We start from the raw sequence: 16,869 nt of genomic DNA on the forward strand, positions 1-16,869 counted from the left end.
CAACCGCCGGACCGCTTTTCACCCCGGTCGGTCCTCACCAGCGGCGGCGCACCGTCGCCTTGCCGCCGGTGACGAGGCTGCGGGCCGGCACGTCGTCGGCGACGACGGCCCCGGCGGCGATCACGGAGTCCCGGCCGATGGTCACGCCCGGCAGGACGGTGGCCCCGGCGCCGATCCACACGTTCTCCTCGACGACGATCGGGCCGCCGGTGAGCCACACCCTGCGGTCGTCGGTGTCGACCGGGTGGCCCACGGTGATGAACGTGACCTTCGGCGCCACCATGACGCGCTCGGCCAGCCGGATCCCGGCATAGTCGAGGAACGTGCAGTTCTGGTTGACGAACACCCGCTCGGCGAGGTCGAGGTTCAGCCCGTGGTCCGTGTAGAAGGGCGGGTAGATCGTCGTCCTCGACGGCAGCGGACGGCCGAGGATCTGCTCGAACAGCTCCGCCTTGCCCGCCTCGTCGTCGAACGGCAGCACGTTGAGGCGGGAGGTGAGCTCGGTGGCGCGCAGCACCCGCTCGGACATGGTGCGGAACTCGGGGCCGTGGATGCGCAGGAGGAGGTCGCTCGGCATCCCCCGATGGTGCCGGGCGGGTGCGACATCGCCTGCTCACGACCGTCGGGACCCGGGCGCCTCCCAGGGGAGCCGGGTGGTCACCGGCTCGGGTGCGGGCAGCGGCGCGCCGACCGTGCCACCAGCGGCCCGTCGCGGGGCTGCGCCGAGGCGGACGACGGCGGTGCGGTCGTCGATGCGGACGGCGGCGAAGGCGCCGTGCGCCGGCACCTCCGGCGGCACCGGGACGGCGTGCCGTCCGGCCGGCAGGTCCGCGTCGACGAGCGCCACGGCGTGGGGGACCGGGTCGGGCGGGACGGGCACGGCCCAGAGTGCCGTGGCCGTGACGTGCGCGGGGTCGGCCAGCGTGACGTGCAGCTCGCGGGCCTCGGCGTCGTGCTCGACGCCGGGCACCGGGCCGCCGACGATCTGCTCCACCTGGGCGGTGAGCAGCGGCGCCATGCCGCCGAGCCCGCTGTGGAACCGGACGCCGGGGTTGCGACGGAGCAGCTCCGCCTCCAGGAGCTCGCGCTGCCGAGGCGGCACCTGGCCGCCGAAGAGCACGAGGTCGAGGTCGCGGGAGTCGTAGTCCTCGAGCACCCGGTCGAACTGGTTGGTCGCGTTCGCCGCGATGCCGCGGGCGCGCAGCATCGCGACCGTCTCGGTGAGGGCTCGGGCGCTGCGGCCCACCACGAGGACCCGCGTCGTGCTGTCGCTCATCGTCCTGTCGCTCATCGTCCTGCTCCTTTGTTGGGACGTCCAAGATTGGTGCGACCAACATACATCAACCGTGGGTCGTCCCAACATCCAGCTAGGCTCGGGGCATGCGCGAGCCACTCCCTCCTCGCCGCACGCCCGACCGGCAGAAGGATCGGCCGACGTGGCTGCTGGGGCGCGCCGCGGCGCGGTCGTCCGCCTTGCTCGCCGGCGCGTTCGCCGAGCACGGCGACGGTCTGCGTGGCTACCACTACCGGCTCCTGGCCGCGCTCGAGCAGTGGGGGCCGGAGAGTCAGGCCGACCTCGGGCGGGACACCGGCATCGACCGGAGCGACGTCACCGGCGCGCTCCGGGAGCTCGAGGACCGCGGCCTGGTGCGGCGGGAGGCGGACGCGACGAACCGGCGCCGCAAGATCGTGTCGGTCACGCCGTCCGGCCTCGCGGTGCTCCGGGAGCTCGACGGCGTCCTCGACGGCGTGCAGGAGGCGCTCCTCGCGCCGCTCTCCGCCGCCCAGCGGCGGCAGTACGCGGAGATCATGGTGCTGCTCGCCGGCTCCTGACCGGCGCGGCGTCCCGACCGTCCGGCGTGTCCTGCCGCGCGGGTGTGGCGAGGTCGTGGAGGCCGTCGACCAGCGGTCGGTGGATGCGCAAAGATGAGGGGCGTGCCCCTCCGGAACGTCCGATTCGTCCTGCCCGTCGTCCTGACCGGTGCACTCGCCCTCACCGGCTGCGCGGCCTCGCCGCCCGGCGAGGCGGCGAGCCCGTCGACGGGCGCCCCGGCCGTCGCGGTCCGCGACCTGTCCACGCACACGGTGCTCCTCGACGCCGCCGACCCGGCCGATCTCGCGCTCACGACGAGCCAGACGGTCTTCGCTCGCTCGGAGGTCGTGGTCCTCGCCGACGCGGACGACGCGGGGGCGCGGGAGGCCCTGGCCGCCGCGGCGGTGGCCCTGCACGCCCCGGCCCTGCTGGCCGACGGCGCCGGGCCGGGCGTCACCGAGGAGATCGAGCGGCTCGGTGCGCGTGCGGCGGTCGTCGTCACGGGTGACCAGGCGGGACCGGGCGACGGCGACGCCGACGGCACGGACGCCTCGGAGGCTCCCGACGGTGACGCCGAGGCCGACCCGGGTGCGGCGGCGCGCCAGGTCGCGGACGCCGCGGGCGTCCAGGCGATCACGGTGAGCCCCGACGTCGTCGGCGGCGAGGACGGCGAGGAGGCCGAGGGCGACGGCGCGGGCCCGACGCTCGAGGACGACGACCTGGAGGATCTCGTCGATCGCCTCGACTCCCTGCTCGGCGGGGGCCCGGGGGCCTCCCCGTCCGCGTCGAGGGGGACCGAGGGTGCGCCGCGGCTGCTGCGCGAGGTGCTGGCGCTGGTCGACCCGCAGGAGGGGCAGGAGGCCGCGATCGCCTCGCTGCGTGCGGCGGGGGCCGTGACGACCGAGGTGCGCGGCGGTGACCTCGCGTCCCGGCGCGTCGTCGAGACCGTGGACCGGGCGCAGGCGCTCACCGTCGTGGGGGTGGGGCGGTCCTTCGGCGACGCCGGCACGTTCGCCTGGCGCGTCGCGGCCGCGGAGCGCGCCGCGCTGCTGCCCACCGGCTCGCAGCACCTGCTGCCGGCGCGGTATGTCGCCGTCGACGCGACGGTCTGGGACGACCCGGCCGCCGCCGTCGCCCGCGCACAGGCCGCGGCCGCCGCGTACGCGCCGGGCGAGGACGCGCCGGACGACGCTGCGGACGACCCCGTGGTCCCGACGCTCGTGCTGCCGGTCAGCGCGACCGCGAGCGGCCCGGGCGAGGACGGCGACTGGGTGACGCAGGACGACGTGGAGTCCCTGCGCCCGCTGGTCGACGCGGCGCGGGACGCCGGGGTGTACGTGCTGCTCGACGTCGGCGCCGGCACCGCGCCGGTGGTCGAGCAGGTGCGGGCGGCCGAGGCGCTGCTGCGGACGCCCGGGGTGGGGGTCGCCCTGCACCCTGAGGCCCGGGTCGGCGACGGCGCCGCGACGACGTCCCACCAGATGACGGCGGCCGAGGTCGGCGAGGTGACCACCTACCTGGCCGACCTGGTGTCGCGGGAGGGCCTTCCGCCGGCCCTGCTGGTCGTGCACCAGACGCGACCGGAGTCCGTGCCCGACCGGTCCCTGCTGCGCTCGGTGCCCCAGGTGGAGACGCTCGTCCTCGCCGACCTGACCGGCGGCGCCACCACCGGGGAGTGGGTGTGGAACCAGGTGAGCGCCGACCTGCCCGACGGCGTGCACCTCGGGTGGTCGGGTCCGGCGTCCGGGGTGACTGGGCCGGTCGTGCCGTCCGATCCCGCACCGGTGCTGATCGCCACCTCCTGACGGGCGGCGGTCGTCGCGCGGCGTCGTTGACAGGGGTTCGGCCGATTCGGCAGGATCGCTAACGTAACGTTTCGATCCTCCGTCGGCGCCGACCGGGTGCCGTCGGCCCGCGCCCCTGGAGACCGATCATCGTGCTGTCCCTGATCCCGTGGCCCACCGTCGTCGACGGGCAGGACGCCGCCCCGCTCGCCCTGGACGTCGCCCGTCTCGTCGTGCCCGACGACGCCCTCGCCGTCGTCGCGGCCGAGCAGCTCGAGGCGGTGGGCGTGCGCGTCGTCGACACCGTGCCGGGCCAGGAGCCCGCCGAGGCGGACGGCGCCACGCCTGTCGTGCTGCGGCTCGACGCCGCCGCCGGGCCCGAGGGCTCCGACAACCCCGAGCGGTACACGCTGCGGGTCACGACGGCGGGCGTCGAGGCCACCGCGCCCGAGCCGGTCGGCCTGCTGCACGCGGTGCGCACGCTGCGCCAGCTCGTCCCCGCCGCGGGCGAGGCGGGTGCTGCGCGCGAGGTCCCCGCCGTCGTCGTGCACGACGCCCCCCGGTACGGCTGGCGCGGGCTTTCGTTCGACGTCGTGCGGCACTGGTTCGGGCCCGAGGACATCCGCGCCGTCGTCGACCTGGTCGGCGCGTTCAAGCTGCGCGTGCTGCACCTGCACCTCACCGACGACCAGGGCTGGCGGATCGAGACGCCGTCGCGCCCCGAGCTGGAGAAGGCGTCCGACAGCCAGGTGGGGGGCGGCACGGCCGGGTTCCTCACGGTGGACGACTTCCGCGAGCTGCAGGAGTACGCGGCGGCGCGGTTCGTGACGATCGTGCCCGAGTTCGACATGCCCGGGCACATCAACGCGGCCACGCAGGTGTACGGGGCGCTGACGAAGGACGGCCTGCCCACCGAGCCGTACGACGGCATCGAGGTCGGCTTCTCCCGGCTCTGGTTCGACAACCCGGCCACCGAGCCGTTCCTGCGCGACGTCATCGGCGACGTCGCCGCCATGACGCGCGGCGACTGGGTGCACGTCGGCGGCGACGAGGTGCACACGATGGAGGTCGAGGAGTTCGCGAGGTTCGTCGAGCTCGCTGCCCGGATCGTGCGCGAGCACGGCAAGACGCCGATCTTCTGGCAGGAGGGCGCGCGCGGCCCCGTCGAGCCGGGCACGCTGCTGCAGTACTGGGAGCCGAAGGGCGAGGAGTTCGCGCGCTTCGTCGCGGCGGCGCAGGCGGGCGCGCGGTTCATCATGTCCCCCGGGAACCACGCCTACCTCGACATGAAGTACACGCCGGAGCACGAGCTCGGCCTGCACTGGGCGGGGTACGTCGAGCTGCGCGACTCGTACGACTGGGAGCCGACCGCCGTCATCGACGGGCTGCCCGCCGACGCCGTCGAGGGCGTCGAGGCCGCCGTCTGGACCGAGACGATCACCACCCGCGACGAGCTGTTCTCCATGCTGCTGCCGCGCCTCGGCGCCGTCGCCGAGGTCGCCTGGACCGCTCCCGAGCGCAAGGACTGGGACGGGTTCCGTGCCCGCACCGCGGCGCAGGCGCCCGCCTGGCGTGCCGGCGGGTGGGCGTTCCACCAGACCCCGCAGGTCGACTGGCCGACCGTCTGAGCGAGGGGAGCGCCGTCAGGCCCCGGGGCGCACGGACTGCCGGAGGAACTCGAGCACCGCGGCGACGCGGTTGTTGGCCCCGTCCGGCAGGTCCAGGCGCTTGTAGACGCTGGTGAGGTGGGCCTCGACCGCCTTCGGCGTGATGCCGAGCTCGGCGGCCACCCGGCCGTTCCCACGTCCCTCCGCGACGAGCTGCAGCACCCGGAACTGCGCCACGGACAGCAGCGCCAGGGGCGTGTCCGACCGCGGCACCGAGCGGCTCACCAGGGCCGGGTCGATCACGACCCGGCCCTTCCCCACCGCGGTCACGGCCCGCACGAGCTCGCCGGGCTGGGCCGACGACCGCTTGGACAGGTAGCTCCACGCGGTCGGGGCGGCGGCGCTGATCGAGCGCACCAGGGCGAGGAGGTTGTGGCTGGACACGAGCAGGATCCGCAGCGCGGGGTCCCGCTCCTGGAGGGCGCGCCCGAGGGCGATGCCGTTGCCGTCCTCGAGCTCGATGTCGAGGAGGGCGACGTCGGCCTCGGCCGGCCGGATGACGTCGAGCGCCGCGCGCTGGCCCGCCGCGTCGGCCACGACCTCGATGCCGGGCTGCCCGCGCAACAGGGCCAGGACCAGGCCGCGCACCATCGCCTCGTCCTCGACGACGGCCACACGCAGCGTGCGGGGGGCGGCGGTCATCGTCGGCTCTCCGCCCCGGGCGACGCGACGACGAGCACCGGCAGCCTGGCGGCCAGCCTGGCCCCTCCCGCGGGTGACGGGCCGAGCGTGAGCTCCCCGCCCCGACCCTGCACCCGTGCCCGCAGGCGCGCGATCCCCGAGAGCTCCGGCTCGCCGTCGATCCCGACGCCGTCGTCGTCGACCGTGACGAGCGCGGTGCCCCAGCCGTCGGCGCTCTGGTCACCGCGGACCACGACGTCGATGACACCGGCCCGCCCGTGCCGCACGGCGTTGTTGACCCCCTCCTCGACGATGGAGAACAGCATCACCCGGTCCGCGGGGGGCAGGTCGTACCCGGCGAGCAGCGCGTCGGCGACGCCCTCGTAGCGCACGTCCATCCGGACCGTCGGCGGCAGCCGGTCCGCGAGGAGCAGCAGCGCCGCGGACAGGGCGAAGTCGCCCGCCAGGGGGTACAGGGTGTGGGCCACCGTGCGCACCTCGGACTCGCGGAACTCGTCCAGCGCCTCGGAGACCGCCTCGACGGAGCGCGCCGCGCTCTCCTGTCCGGCGTGCCGCAGCTCGTCGCGGACCCTCTCCAGCTCCCGGATCGCCAGGACGAGGCGCTGCTGCAGGCCCCCGTGCAGCTCCCGGGAGACCTCGCGCCGCACCCGCAGCTCCTCCTTCTCGGCCTCGATGCGCGCGAGCTCGGTGCGCTGCGTCTCCTCCAGGTGGCGACGCTCCTCGTCCCGGATGCGGCGACGGGTGCCCACGTAGTAGAGCGCGATCGAGATCGCGAAGGACGCCTCGAGGGTGGCCAGCACGGTCTCGACGACGAGGAACTCGGTGGACGCGCCCTGCGGCAGGCCGAGGTACACCGCTCCGGTGCGGGTGGCCCCGATCCCGAGGCTCAGGCCGACGACGAGGGCGATCCGCGCCCCGCGCGACCAGTGCAGGATGTGCAGCCTGAGCAGCAGCGCCGCCGCGAGCGCGCTCGCGACGACGACTCCACCGACGAGGAGGGCGGTGACGCGGACGACGAACACCAGCTCGGGCTGCCCGAACACCGGCGCACCGGTGCTGTCGACGGGCGCGATGCCCTCCATCTCCCAGAGCGCGAGCTCGGCGGCCGGGACGACAGCGATCAGCGCGACGCCGGTCATCGCGATGAGCGCGAAGGCACGACGCTCGTCCCGCTCCGCGTCTCGGACCACCCCTCATCGTCGACAGGGGGGTCGCCTTCAGGCAACCGGAGCGACTGCCGTCCGTCCTGCGTCCACGGCCTGGTCAGGCGCGCACGGCGTGGATCACCAGGTTGTCCCGCGCGGCTCCGGTGCTGCCTGCGCGCTGCAGGCACGTGAGCACGACGAGGCGCGCCTCGCCGTCCGGGCGGTGGCCCCAGACGTCGGGGGAGGCCGCGGCGTCGGCCTTGCTCAGCACCTCGGTGCTCTCCACGAGGTAGGTGACGCCGTCGACCCGCAGCTCGTCACCGGGGGAGACCGTGACGACGGGGTCGTGCGCCCCCGGCTCGAAGAACGCGTTGCCGGGCGCGCGCCCGTCGCGCACGGCGTGCACGGCCACGAGCCGGGGCCGGCTGCCCTCGGCCGAGGTCCGCTCCGGGTCCCGGACCTCGAACGCCTCGGTGAGCGTGGGCGGGTCGAGCGCCCCGCCCGTGGCGGACATCGAGGTGAGGGGGACGTCGAGGTCCTGGGCCGGTGCCTGGAACCGGCCGCCCGTCGGGCGCAGGTCCGCGCCCGCGACGTCGGGCCGGGCGTCGAGGCGGACGCACCGGCCGTCGAGGTCGCGCTGGGCGGCGGCGCACGTGTCGCCGCCCTGCAGCCCGAGCCAGGTCACGGTCGCCGCGCCGCCGAGCGACAGCGCGAGGACCGCGACCAGCAGGGCCCGCACCCCTCGTCTCACTCGGGCACCTCGCGGGACGTCGCCCGGTGGCGGCGCAGGGCCCGGGCGGCGCCCGCCGCGGTGAGCGCGAGCAGCGCGCCCGCGAGGAGCAGCCAGGGCGGGTCGGCCTGGAGAGCGGCACCGCCCGTGCGGGCGACGAGCCCGCTGGTGCCGGCGTCGCCGGTGGCCGTGCGGGTCGTCCCGGTGCCGCCGGTGGCCGTGCTGCGGTCCGCGGTGCCCGACCCCGGTCCGTCGTCGCCGGGGACCGCGCCGGGACCGTCGTCGCCCGGTGCGTCGTCGCCCGGTGCGTCGGGGTCGGGGGTGTCGCCGAGGATGCGGAGCAGGAGGTCGAACGTGAAGACGCGCTCGCCCACGAAGGCGCGGTTGCCGCTCGTCGCCTCCACCGGGAAGGCGTAGTCGACGGGGATGTCGACGGTGGCCCCCCGGTCCAGGGCGACCTCGTGGATCACCGTCCGGCGGCCCTCCAGCTGCGTGGCGGGGACCCCGTTGACGGTCAGGTCGTCGTAGAACGAGTCGTCGGCCCAGCTCGCATTGCCGGCGTCGCGGAAGGCGACGGCGTCGACGACGCTCGCCGTGAGCGTGCCGGCGGTCGGACCGTCGTTGCGCACCCGCAGCACCGCCCGGCCGGAGTCGCCCGGGACGACGACGACCTCGCCGAGCAGCGAGCCGTCGACGAGGATCGCGTCGCCCGGCGTCACGGCGCCGGTCAGGCGGACGAGGGGCGTGCCGTCGGTGTCGTGCTCCGGGGTGACCGGGCTCGCCGCGTCCGCCCGCACGATCGTGGCCGGGGCGGTCGCGGAGGCCGCGACCACGGCGGAGGCCGACGGGGCGACGGCCCCGGTGGCGGCGAGCACCACGGCGAGGGCGAGGGCCCGGGTGCGGTTCCTGGTCATCACGATGCTCCCTGCTCTCGGTCGGTGGTCCGCTCCGCGCGACGGCGGGTGCCCCGCGAGCGGTCGGGCGTCACGACCGCGACGACGCCGTAGAGGATGAGGCCGACGGCGGCGACCTTCACCGCCGTGGGCGCCCACGACGCGTTCGTCACGTGGCCGACCAGCGGGATCGAGTACACGACGCGGCCCTGCACCTGGTCGGCGACGATCGGGTCGTCGTCGGCGCCGTTGGCGTCGCCGCGGGTGATGAAGCCGGCAGCCCCGTCGCCGCCCCACGTGATCCCGACGACCCGGTGGGTCACCAGGGTGGGGTCGCCGGAGACGGGCTGGAAGGTCAGGACGTCGCCCACCTGGACGTCCGCCGGGTCGACCGGGCGCACCACCACGACGTCGCCGGGGGAGAGCGCCGGCTCCATCGAGCCGGTCAGCACCGTGAGCGGGGTGGCGCCCATGGCCTTGGGGACGACCACGGCGGCCCCGGCCAGCGCGAGCAGGGCGACCATGACGGCGCCGAGCAGGACGGACGCGATCCTCCCGAGGACGCGCCGCGGGCGCCCGGCGGGGCGCGACCGGAGTGCAGGGGACGACGTCGTGCCGACGGCCGGGGCCTGCCCCGTGCTGGTGGTCATGACGCCCTCCCCTCGAGCCAGGCGCGCACGTCGTCCAGCGCGATCCCCTGGGCCTCGGCCCACTCCTCGACCTCGGCGGGAAGCTCGTCCGGGTCGACGGCGGCCTCGTCGAGACCGGCCCGGTCGAGCAGGTCGAGCAGGTCGTCGGCCCACTCGGGCTCCGGCTCGGCGTCAGCCTCGCCGGCGTCCGACGGTCCGCCGTCGGACGTCTCGGTGGGCTCGGGCTCGGTGGGCTCGGGCTCGGCGGGCGAGGTCTCCGCAGGCTCGGGCTCCGCGTCGGGTTCCGTGCTCGGCTCGGGTTCCGGGGCGGTGTCGTCCGGCGCCTCGGCCGGGTCGGTCTGCTCGGTGCCGGCCGTCGCGTCGGAGGTGTCGGGCTCGGCCTCGTCGTCCGACCGGGCGGCGTCGTCCTCCCGGGCGCGCGGGGCCGCGTCGACCTCGACGTCCAGGGAGCCGCTCACGACGGGGGGCGCGGGAACCGCCGCGGAGTCGCTCCACAGGCGCTCGCGGTCGTCCACCGACTCGCCCGCCCGGACCTGCCACAGGTCCGCGACGAGGTCGCCGTCCTCCAGCCGGAGGCCCTGGTAGGCGTTCCCCGCCCACGGGTCCATCGCCACGGTGAGCGTCACGGTGAGCGCGCCGGCGGCGTCGTGCGGGAGCTCGACGGGGACGTCGGGCGCGCCGTCGAAGCGGAACGCGCCCTCGGCGTCGAGCGTCCCGGTCGCCACCTCCACGCCGTCCTGCTCGACCACGGCCGAGATCTCGAGGACCTCGAGGAGCGTGCTGTCGCGCCAGGCCGGGACCGCGAGCCGCAGGACCGCGTCGAGGTTGTCCCCGCGCATCGCCGTGCCGAGGTCGTAGGACGCCGTGAGCTCGCCGTTCGGCTCGATCGTGCCGGGGTCCGGGGACCCGTCCGCGACGTCGAGCGTGACGTCGAGGTCGCCGGCCGCGAGGGTCGCGGCGGGGACGGGCGCCTCCGACCGCCAGGCCGCGGTGGTGGTGCCGGTCGACCCGAGGAGCAGGGCGCCGGCGAGGGCGCCGGCGGCGAGGCTGGCTGCGCGCTTCATGGGGAGCCTCCTTCAGAGGGTCTGCAGCGGGTGCCGCCGACGCGCTCCCGGGCCGCGGTGGTCGCCGGGCCCGGGAGGCGTCAGGTGGCGGGTGCCGTCAGCGGACCTGCTCCAGCATCACGTTCATGTCCTGCAGGACGGCTTCGGCGCCCGTCAGGTCCTGCCGGTCGATCTCGCGCGGCAGGTTCCCGAGGACGAACACCTGGAGCTCCTGCGTGCCCGACCCCGGGACGGGCACGTCGGTGGCCTGGGACACGTCCTGGGCCTCGCCCGTGAGGAGGTTCCCGTCCCGGTCGGTGACGAAGAACTTCAGGCCCAGCCCCTGGGCGAGCTCGCCCTCGAGGTTGCCGCCGTGCACGGAGACCCGGGCCTCCATGTTGTCGCCCTCGGCGTGGGCCATCACCCGGGTCCGTCCGAGGACGAAGTCGCCGGGCACCGCCTGCCACGTGCCGAGGTCGACCTGGTGGCCCACGACGTCGCTGGTGCCGGCCCCCGTGCCGTCCGCGTCGAGGCTCCGGAACTCGGTCGTGACACCGATCGGGAGCGACTGCTCCTGCCCGAGCCAGTTGACGTCCCAGCGCAGCCCCTGGCCGACCTCGCCCGACAGGTCCTGGGTGTCGCCGCCGTCGGGGGACACGTCGAACCACTGCGTCTCCTCCGCCTGCACCTTCAGGTGGCCGGCGCGGATGACGCCCCCGGCGACCTGTCCCTGGTCGTGCCAGAGGGCGAAGGTGCCCCCCGCGCCGAGCAGCAGAGCGGCACCTGCGACACCGGCGACGATCCCCTTGGTCCTCGTGTTCATGATGGCCTCACCCTTCGTGCGGTCGCGTTGCGTATCGCGCGAGGATGCTCGCCGTGGAGGTCTTCTCCGTCGTCCGGTGACTCGCCGTCGCAACGGTCCCCAGTCTTCGGCGGCGCACGGGAGTGGTCTGACCACTGCTAGGGGAAACCCCAGTGCCGGGGTGGGTGAGAGCCGGAGCTCCTAGATCCAGGACTCCAGCCGCATGACGTTCTGCCAGTAGGAGTAGGGCACCTGCATGCCCGTCCACAGCGGGTAGAAGATCGCCGACACGGCAAGGATCACGACGAGCACGGCGACGATCGTCGCCACGGCGAGCGAGCGCTCGCGCCGTCGTCCCTCCGTGCGCTCCAGCGCCACGACCATGGGGTAGACGAGCGTCAGCACCACGAACGGCGTGAAGACGATCGAGTAGAAGGTGAAGATCGTCCGGTCGCTGAACGGCGGCGCGTAGGCGAACCAGGGCAGCCAGCCGGCGGCGGTGCCGCTCAGGACGGCGAGGGCGCGCCAGTCGCGCAGCCGGATCCCCAGCCAGATCGTCGCGACGAGGGCGATCGCGCCGAGGAGCCACAGCAGCGGGTTGCCGAGGGACGTGACGGCGCGGGCGCACGCCTCCGCGGCGTCGGCGGGGCACGTGCCCTGGCCGGGGGCCTCCTTCTCCCAGAAGAACGACGTCGGCCGCCACTGCACGATCCAGCCCAGGGGGTGCGAGGCGTACGGGTGGTCGGAGGAGAGCCCGGTGTGGAAGTCCCACATCTGCTGGTGGTAGTGGAGCAGGCTGCGCAGCGGGTCGGGCAGCCAGGTGACGCCCTCGCCGGGGTGCTCGGCCGCCCACTGCCGCAGGTAGGCGCCCTGGTTCACGAACCACGACCACCACGACGCGACATAGACCACGATCGCGGTGGGCACGATCGTGAGGAACGCGGGCACGGCGTCCACGACGAGGGAATCCTCCCACCAGCGGCCGACGCCGGCGGCGCGGCGGGCCGCGAGGTCCCACAGCACGGTGAGGATGCCGAAGACGGCGACGAACCACAGGCCCGACCACTTGGTGCCGCAGGCGAGGCCGAGGCTGACGCCCGCGGCGAGGCGCCACCAGCGGAAGCCCAGCCGCGGACCGTAGCGCGCCACGGTGCCGCCGGCGTCGAGGATCTCGGCGACGCGGCCCGCGAGCCGGCGTCTGGCCTGCTCGCGGTCCATGACGAGGCAGCCGAACGCGATCAGCACCCAGAACATGAGGAACTGGTCGAGCAGGGCCGTGCGGGAGTGCACGATGGCCTCGCCGTCGACGGCGAGCAGCAGGCCCGCGACCACCCCCATCGTGGTCGACGAGAACAGCCGGCGGGCGATCCGGACCAGCAGGAACACGGCGAGGATCCCGACGACCGCGCTGGACAGCCGCCACGCGAAGGAGCTGGTGGCGCCGCCGCCCGCGTCCATGCCGAGCCAGATCATCCACTTGCCGATCGGCGGGTGGACGACGTAGGCGGCCTTGTCGAGGTAGGTGAGGACGTCGCCGGCCTCGAACGCCGGGTTCGGCTCGTCGGGCCACTGCGCCTCGAAACCGAGGCGGCCGAGGGTGAACGCGTCCTTGACGTAGTAGGTCTCGTCGAACACGAGCTTGTGCGGCTGCCCCAGCTGCCACAGCCGGGTGGCCGCCGCCACCAGCGTGACGACGATCGTGCCGAACCAGCCCCAGAACCGGTCGCGGCGGCGCAGGTCGAGCCGGACGCGCCGCGCGCCGAGCAGCCGCTCCAGCAGCTTCGCCTGCGTGGTGCGACCGTCGCCGTCCGCGGGCATCGGGGACGGCGGTGCCGGGGTGCCGGGGAACGCCGGCGGCGGGGCCACGTGCGCCGGGGGCTCCGGCGTGCCGTCGGCCGCGGGCGTCCCGTCCGGGGCCTCGGCCGCGCGGTGGCGCGCGTGGCTCGGTGGCGTGCCCGCGGGCGCGGGATCGCCGGTGGCGGTGGCGTCGGCGTCGGGGGCGGTCACCGGGTCATCGTAGGGGGCGTGCGACGCTGGTCACCATGACCCCCGAGCCCTCCGCCGCGCCGTCTCCCGACACCCGTTCAGCCCCGCACTCCGAGGCCGGGGCGGTCGTGCTCGCGGCGACGCCCATCGGGAACGCGGAGGACGCGTCGCCGCGGCTGCGCCGGCTGCTCGCGGAGGCCGACGTCGTCGCGGCCGAGGACACGCGCCGCCTGCACGCCCTGGCCGCGCGACTGGGCGTGACCGTGGCCGGGCGCGTGACGTCGTACCACGAGCACAACGAGGAGGCCCGCGCCGACGAGCTGCTCGACGTCGTCGCGGACGGCGGCACCGTGCTCGTGGTGTCGGACGCCGGCATGCCCGCGGTGTCCGACCCGGGCTACCGCGTGGTGGCCCGCGCCGTGGAGCGGGACCTGCGCGTGACGGCGGCCCCCGGTCCGTCGGCGGTGCTCACCGCGCTCGCCCTGTCCGGGCTGCCCACCGACCGGTTCACCTTCGAGGGCTTCGTGCCGCGCAAGGCGGGGGAGCGGTCGCGGTGGCTCGGCGCGCTCGCCGCTGAGCCGCGCACGATGGTCTTCTTCGAGGCGCCCCACCGGATCACCGACACGCTGCACGCCATGGCCGACGCGTTCGGCCCCGCCCGGCCCGCCGCCGTCTGCCGTGAGCTGACCAAGACGTACGAGGAGGTGCTCCGCGGCCCGCTCGCGGACGTCGTCGCCGAGGCCGACGCCCGCGCCGCGGGCGGCGAGGGGCTGCGCGGCGAGATCTGCGTCGTCGTCGGAGGCGCGCCCGCGGGTGCGGCTCCCAGCGTCGAGGACCTCGTGCCCGAGGTCCTGGCCCGCGTCCGCGCGGGGGAGCGGCTCAAGGCCGCCGTCGCCGACGTCGCCACCGCGGCCGGGGTGCCCAAGCGTGACCTCTACGCGGCGGCCCTCGCCGCCCGGTGACCCACCGGAGGAGATGCCGGCGAGGATGCCGGAGAAGATGCCGAACTCGCCGTGCGACCTAGCCTGGTTCGATGGAGCGTAGGGACTCGTTGCTGCACGCCGGCGTCCGCGACGAGGCTCTCGGCTACCTGACCGCGGGCGTCAGCGTCGACATCCTGGGGCTGAAGGGCTCGGGCCGTTCCCTCGTGGTGCGCGAGGTGGTCCGCGACCTGCGACGCCGCGACTGGACGGTGCTCGAGGTGCAGGGCGTCGCACCGCTGCGTTCCCGGCCGCTGGAGGCGCTCTCGATCGCCGGGCTCGCCGCCCGGCCCGAGGGACGGGGCGAGTCGTTGGTGGCGTCCTCGGTGCGTCGCGTGGAGGAGCGCGTGAGCGCCGGACGCTCGGTGCTGGTGGTCGACGACGTCGACGACATCGACGACGCCACCGCGGGTGTCCTCACCGCCGTGCATGCGCGGCGGCCGCTGCCTGTCCTCACGACGTCACGCCCGCTGCCCGCCGCGCGCCTCGACCCTCACCGGTTGCCTGCCGAGGTGCGTCCCGGGGTCAGCCTGCCGATGCCGCCGCTGGGCTACGTCGACGTGCACACCCTGCTCTCCGAGCTACTGCCCGGCCCGATCGAGATGGCGACGGTCAGCCGCATCTACAACAAGTCCGGCGGGCTGCCCGGTCTCGTCGTCGCCATCGCGGCCACCGCCCGACGTATCGGAGCGCTCGCCGTGCGCGACGGGGTGTGGGCCGCAGGCCCCGACATGTGGGCGCCCGAGGTCATCAGGACCGTGGAGCCCTTGCTCCAGGACCTGTCGGCCGAGGCGCGCGAGGGACTGGAGAAGCTGGCGCTCGCAGGCGCCGTCGACATGGCCTCCGCCCGGCGCATGATGCCCTGGGAGGCGCTCGAGGAGCTCGAGGCGTGCAGCCTGCTGCGCGTGGTGCCGCACCGGTCCGGCTCCCTCGTGGGGGTCTTCCCGCAGCTGCTCGCCGAGCGAGCCCGGCACCGGGCGCTCGGCCCGCGCCGGACACGCCTGACCGAGGACCTGGTCCGTGCGTTCGGAGACATGCGGGACCTCCCGCGCGACGGCCGGACCGAGCTCATGACGTCGGCATGGCAGACCGGTGCGTCCGAGGTGTTCGCGCCGCTCGCGGCCCCCGCAGAGACCGTGCCCGGCGACGCCGACACGGTACTGGCGCGGACGTTGCACGAGCAGTGGCACCGCGAGGTGCTGATCAGGCGCTCCGAGTGGGAACGCTCGCCGTCCGCCCAGACAGCGGTCCCGTACCTGCGGACGCTCCTGCACGGAGAAGGGGACCCGCGAACGATCCACGAGGTGATCGCTCGCACGCCACCCGCCGCCGAGTCGCGGGGGCGGGTGGGCTTCGCGTCCTGGCACGCGCTCAGCCTGGGCTACGTCGACCGGGACCTGTCCGGTGCGCTGGACGTCCTCGCCGAGGCAGAGCCCGACCACGGCACGAGCGACCCCGTGCTCGGGGCGCTCGCCACCCACCTGACGCTCGTCCTCGACCACGCCCCTCAGGACGGCCTGCCGGCGCCGCGCGACACCGGCGCCGAGGAGTCCCAGGCGGTCGTCACCGCTCGCGCGGAGGTGCTCGTGGCGTCCGGACGGCCGCGGGAGGCGCTCGACCTCCTCGCGACCCTGCACACCGGCGACTCCGACCTCCTCCGGACCCGCGACGTGCTGATCGGGATCGCGCTGGTCATCGACGGCCGTCCGGCGGAGGCGCTCGAGGTCGGCCGCCGGGCCCTCGCCGAGAGCCGGACGCTGCTCGACCTCGCCGGGATCCAGGCGCACGCCTACGTGGTGTCGTACGCCCTCCTCCTGCTCGGCCGCCGTACCGAGCTGGTGGCGCACCTCGGCAGCGTGCTGTCGCTCGGGATGTCGTCCACCCTGCAACGGCCCTACCAGGTCGCGAACCTCAGCCTGGCGTCGGCGGTCGCGGGCGCCGTCGGACGCCCGACGACGGCACGGACGCTCGCCCGGGACGTGTCGACGCTGCGTCTCGGGCCCGGGCCGTTCTCGTCGACGATGCCGAGCTGGGTCGTCGGGGGGCACGGGGTCGAGGTCCTTGACGCCCGGGACGGCGGCGGCCCGCTCGGTGACCGGCTCTGGGCCCAGTGCCTCGACCTGCTCGACCGCGGGTACGTGGCCGCGGGGGTCGCGGCGGGCGTCGACGCCATCGGCCTGACCCGCGACCCCGCCTGGGCCGCCGTGCTGCGGGAGCGCACCGACGACGTTCCAGCCGGTCTGGTGCAGCACCTGCGCCGGCTGGCCGTCGCGCTGACGGAGGACGACCCCGACCATGCCCTCGACCTCGGGGTCGGGCTCGTCGCCGACGGAGAGATCCTGATCGGCGCCCACGCGCTGGCCGCCGCCGTGCGCGGGATGCGCGAACGAGACCGTCCCGCTGACGCGGCGCGTGCCCTCGACCGGGCGAGGGCGCTGCTCGCGCCCCACGGGTCGGACGCGCTCGCGGTCCTCGATCCTCTCGCCGCGGTCACCGTCCTGACCGACCGGGAGGAGGAGATCGCCCGCCGGGTCGCCCGAGGCATGTCGAACCACGAGCTCGCCCGTGAGCTGCAGATCTCGGTGCGGACCGTGGAGAGCCATCTGCACCGGATCTTCCGCAAGCTCGGTGTCGACAGCCGCGCCGACCTCACCAGGGTGCTCAACGACTGACCCGAGCCTGCCTGGTGGCGCGGGCGCAGCGACCCGGCCCCGAGCGCACGCGTGCCGACCGC

15 protein-coding genes are annotated in these 16,869 nt (G+C 75.3%); 5 read left to right on the top strand and 10 right to left on the bottom strand.

Annotated elements, in window-relative coordinates:
• Positions 1–34 precede the first annotated feature (34 nt).
• Positions 35–577: a sugar O-acetyltransferase gene (locus ACFQ8E_RS01070; protein ID WP_430548712.1), complete on the bottom strand. Its 543-nt coding sequence runs from the start codon at positions 575–577 to the stop codon at positions 35–37.
• Between the two features lie 36 nt (positions 578–613).
• Entirely contained in the window at positions 614–1,291 is a 678-nt protein-coding gene (locus ACFQ8E_RS01075; RefSeq protein ID WP_430548713.1) for a hypothetical protein, read from the bottom strand.
• 89 nt (positions 1,292–1,380) lie between these two features.
• Here ACFQ8E_RS01075 and ACFQ8E_RS01080 point away from each other — a divergent pair, with 89 nt between their 5' ends.
• From ACFQ8E_RS01080 to ACFQ8E_RS01090, 3 genes are all read left to right on the top strand, one after another.
• Positions 1,381–1,833 (top strand): MarR family winged helix-turn-helix transcriptional regulator, encoded by a 453-nt coding sequence (locus ACFQ8E_RS01080; protein WP_430548714.1) that lies wholly within the window; start codon positions 1,381–1,383, stop codon positions 1,831–1,833.
• 102 nt (positions 1,834–1,935) lie between these two features.
• Positions 1,936–3,618, top strand: a complete 1,683-nt coding sequence (locus tag ACFQ8E_RS01085) for a hypothetical protein (RefSeq protein ID WP_430548715.1) — start codon at positions 1,936–1,938, stop codon at positions 3,616–3,618.
• A gap of 131 nt (positions 3,619–3,749) precedes the next feature.
• Positions 3,750–5,225, top strand: a complete 1,476-nt coding sequence (locus ACFQ8E_RS01090) for a family 20 glycosylhydrolase (RefSeq protein ID WP_430548716.1) — start codon at positions 3,750–3,752, stop codon at positions 5,223–5,225.
• 15 nt (positions 5,226–5,240) lie between these two features.
• On the opposite strand, the gene ACFQ8E_RS01095 is transcribed toward ACFQ8E_RS01090, so the two are convergent.
• From ACFQ8E_RS01095 to ACFQ8E_RS01130, 8 genes are all read right to left on the bottom strand, one after another.
• Entirely contained in the window at positions 5,241–5,906 is a 666-nt protein-coding gene (locus ACFQ8E_RS01095; protein WP_430548717.1) for a response regulator, read from the bottom strand.
• A complete protein-coding gene (locus tag ACFQ8E_RS01100) occupies positions 5,903–7,096 on the bottom strand; it encodes a sensor histidine kinase (RefSeq protein ID WP_430548718.1) in 1,194 nt (397 codons plus the stop codon). Before ACFQ8E_RS01100 ends, ACFQ8E_RS01095 begins: the two co-directional genes overlap by 4 nt.
• A 73-nt stretch (positions 7,097–7,169) precedes the next feature.
• On the bottom strand, positions 7,170–7,802 hold the full coding sequence (locus ACFQ8E_RS01105) for a hypothetical protein (RefSeq protein WP_430548719.1): 633 nt from the start codon (positions 7,800–7,802) through the stop codon (positions 7,170–7,172).
• Complete coding sequence (locus tag ACFQ8E_RS01110; protein ID WP_430548720.1) at positions 7,799–8,695, bottom strand: hypothetical protein; 897 nt, start codon at positions 8,693–8,695, stop codon at positions 7,799–7,801. The genes ACFQ8E_RS01105 and ACFQ8E_RS01110 overlap by 4 nt, the downstream gene beginning before the upstream one ends.
• Positions 8,695–9,324 (bottom strand): signal peptidase I, encoded by a 630-nt coding sequence (locus tag ACFQ8E_RS01115; protein WP_430548721.1) that lies wholly within the window; start codon positions 9,322–9,324, stop codon positions 8,695–8,697. The genes ACFQ8E_RS01110 and ACFQ8E_RS01115 overlap by 1 nt, the downstream gene beginning before the upstream one ends.
• On the bottom strand, positions 9,321–10,388 hold the full coding sequence (locus ACFQ8E_RS01120) for a hypothetical protein (RefSeq protein WP_430548722.1): 1,068 nt from the start codon (positions 10,386–10,388) through the stop codon (positions 9,321–9,323). Before ACFQ8E_RS01120 ends, ACFQ8E_RS01115 begins: the two co-directional genes overlap by 4 nt.
• Before the next feature lie 97 nt (positions 10,389–10,485).
• Entirely contained in the window at positions 10,486–11,190 is a 705-nt protein-coding gene (locus ACFQ8E_RS01125) for a SipW-dependent-type signal peptide-containing protein (RefSeq protein ID WP_430548723.1), read from the bottom strand.
• A 180-nt stretch (positions 11,191–11,370) separates the two neighbouring features.
• Positions 11,371–13,176: a dolichyl-phosphate-mannose--protein mannosyltransferase gene (locus tag ACFQ8E_RS01130; protein WP_430548724.1), complete on the bottom strand. Its 1,806-nt coding sequence runs from the start codon at positions 13,174–13,176 to the stop codon at positions 11,371–11,373.
• A gap of 35 nt (positions 13,177–13,211) precedes the next feature.
• Here ACFQ8E_RS01130 and rsmI point away from each other — a divergent pair, with 35 nt between their 5' ends.
• Positions 13,212–14,117: a 16S rRNA (cytidine(1402)-2'-O)-methyltransferase gene (gene rsmI / locus ACFQ8E_RS01135; protein ID WP_430548725.1), complete on the top strand. Its 906-nt coding sequence runs from the start codon at positions 13,212–13,214 to the stop codon at positions 14,115–14,117.
• Positions 14,118–14,188: 71 nt separating this feature from the next.
• Positions 14,189–16,807, top strand: coding sequence for a LuxR C-terminal-related transcriptional regulator (locus ACFQ8E_RS01140; protein ID WP_430548726.1), 2,619 nt, complete (start codon positions 14,189–14,191; stop codon positions 16,805–16,807).
• The last annotated feature ends 62 nt before the right edge of the window (positions 16,808–16,869 follow it).

The sequence above is a fragment of the Isoptericola sp. NPDC056573 genome, from assembly GCF_042793335.1.
In the GTDB taxonomy this organism is placed as follows: domain Bacteria; phylum Actinomycetota; class Actinomycetes; order Actinomycetales; family Cellulomonadaceae; genus Isoptericola.